The 1,833-nt window shown below is 39.1% G+C and carries 3 protein-coding genes; 1 reads left to right on the plus strand and 2 read right to left on the minus strand.

Annotation, left to right across the window (positions count from 1 at the left end; all coding sequences use genetic code 11):
• Nucleotides 1–41: 41 nt before the first annotated feature.
• The gene (locus CXF78_RS16130) at nucleotides 42–644 is read left to right on the plus strand and encodes a VOC family protein (RefSeq protein ID WP_102037355.1); all 603 of its coding nucleotides are present in this window, start codon (nucleotides 42–44) and stop codon (nucleotides 642–644) included.
• A gap of 430 nt (nucleotides 645–1,074) precedes the next feature.
• Here CXF78_RS16130 and CXF78_RS16140 read toward each other — a convergent pair whose 3' ends face one another.
• Together CXF78_RS16140 and CXF78_RS21505 are read right to left on the minus strand one after the other, a co-directional pair.
• Entirely contained in the window at nucleotides 1,075–1,533 is a 459-nt protein-coding gene (locus tag CXF78_RS16140; protein ID WP_102037357.1) for a GNAT family N-acetyltransferase, read from the minus strand.
• A gap of 24 nt (nucleotides 1,534–1,557) precedes the next feature.
• Nucleotides 1,558–1,833 (minus strand): hypothetical protein (locus tag CXF78_RS21505; RefSeq protein ID WP_180957183.1); only part of this gene is annotated, 276 nt, incomplete at its 5' end.

A 1,833-nucleotide genomic window follows, 5' to 3' on the forward strand; every position in this document is an offset into this window, starting at 1 on the left:
TCTCAACCATACCATTTTTGCTTTGTTTCTTGGGTTATTAAATGAATTACCAACATCTACAACATACTTGGGCAGACTTTAGCCAGCGCATTAGCGCGTTTATTCATCGGTTAGGTTTAGAGAACTTAGCATTGGATTGTGATCATGCTGCTTTGCGGGTGAACGATAATCAAACGGCGCAGTTACTCGTCGATGAATTTTGTCAGCACGGCAAAATCATCTCTAATAACATCATCAATGGTCGGCCGATTTTAATCATTAAATTAGCCGAGCCATTAGTTATCGGTACGATGAAAATTCAGTGTGTTGAGCTGCCCTTTCCATCTGACAAAGCCTATCCGATTGAAGGTTGGGAACATATCGAATTAGTGTTCCCATCGCAGGCACAAACTTGTGATGAACTAGTCGCAGAGCTTATCGAAAAAGTGCCACGACTCGCTGATGTTATTGCGGGTAATACTATTGCAAGTAATGCTATTGCAGGTAGTGACGAAAACAATGATATTAAGGTTAAACAAAGTTCGCCAAAAGGCGATAAAGAGCGCCTTGCTAACCCAACTATCGCGTTTAAGGCCAATGGCATTTGCGTAAAAGTACACCCACACGATATTCAAAAGATTGTTGAGAGTGAACAAGCCTGCTAAGCACGAGCTTTTACTCGTCACGCTTTATATTGAAACATCAGCACTGATATATAAAAACCAAACCTAGATATGTAATGCCATAACTGAGTTTGGATTTTTAGATAATGAAATAAAAATTGTAAATCATTAAGCTTTTCAAACTAATTTGGATTTCTGTTTTTACGCTTAATTAAAAATCTTAGCGCTAAGTAATGCAGCACAGGCAAAGCAGTGTATGTCAGTAACAATGAATCAAACAAAAAAATCCACTTTACGATAACCCACTTATCTTTTCCTGTGCACAAGCTATGGCTAAAAAATGCTACACACTCACCTTCTGGAGTCATTAATATTACGATGGCAATGCCAAATATAACGAAGAAGAGTAATAGTCGCTTACACATTTCATAAATTAGCGCTTTGCTAGGCTTTACCTTTATCACAAATCAATTTACTCAATTAATCGCGTCATAAACAAGCTATTAGGATCTAGCTCATAATCCGCAAATGGGCCGCAGTAATCAAATTGATGTCGTTCATATAAACGCCTTGCTGAAGCAAAAAAGTCCATAGACCCCGTCTCCAAGCTCAACCGCTGATAACCACGAGACTTAGCGACGTCCAATATGTGCAACAACAATGTCGACGCTACACCTTGGTTTCTGGCCATTGCAGCCGTTCGCATAGACTTAATTTCGCCATGGGTTGGCGTTAACTGTTTTATCGCTACGCATCCTAGTACTATGTCACCTTGTTTGGCACTCCAAAAAGTAATTGATGGGTGTTTTAAGGCTTCAATATCTAATGCATGAACACTCTCTGGTGGCGACGTTGCATACATATCAGCCAAATGTGCTTGCAGTAACTCAATCACGCCAGAGCCCTGTAAATCATCAATCATAATATCCATGTACCAAGGCTTCCTGTCGAACTATTACCGTTTATGAAATGCATTGCTATCAAGTAGCTTAATGACCAAATCGATGCGCTTATGAGCTAAATAATCATCCCTATGACTAAAACCAATAACGACAAATAACAGTAGCAACCACACAAAGTTTTGTTCTACGAGTAAGTCTACTTTTGCAATATATAAAATAGCGCCAATAGTCACCAAACACATTAGCCATTGGATTAACCAAGTATATGGTTTGGGTCTCAGTTTATCTAAATCAGCACGTAGTTGGTTATTTTTTCCCGTTTCCATTGA

It is taken from the genome of Shewanella sp. 11B5, from assembly GCF_002836795.1.
GTDB lineage: Bacteria > Pseudomonadota > Gammaproteobacteria > Enterobacterales > Shewanellaceae > Shewanella > Shewanella frigidimarina.

Bases quoted from the DNA above. Each gene is read 5' to 3' on its own strand.
- CXF78_RS16140 (WP_102037357.1), bottom strand. From the start codon at position 1,533: ATGGATATTATGATTGATGATTTACAGGGCTCTGGCGTGATTGAGTTA.
- CXF78_RS16130 (WP_102037355.1), top strand. From the start codon at position 42: ATGAATTACCAACATCTACAACATACTTGGGCAGACTTTAGCCAGCGC.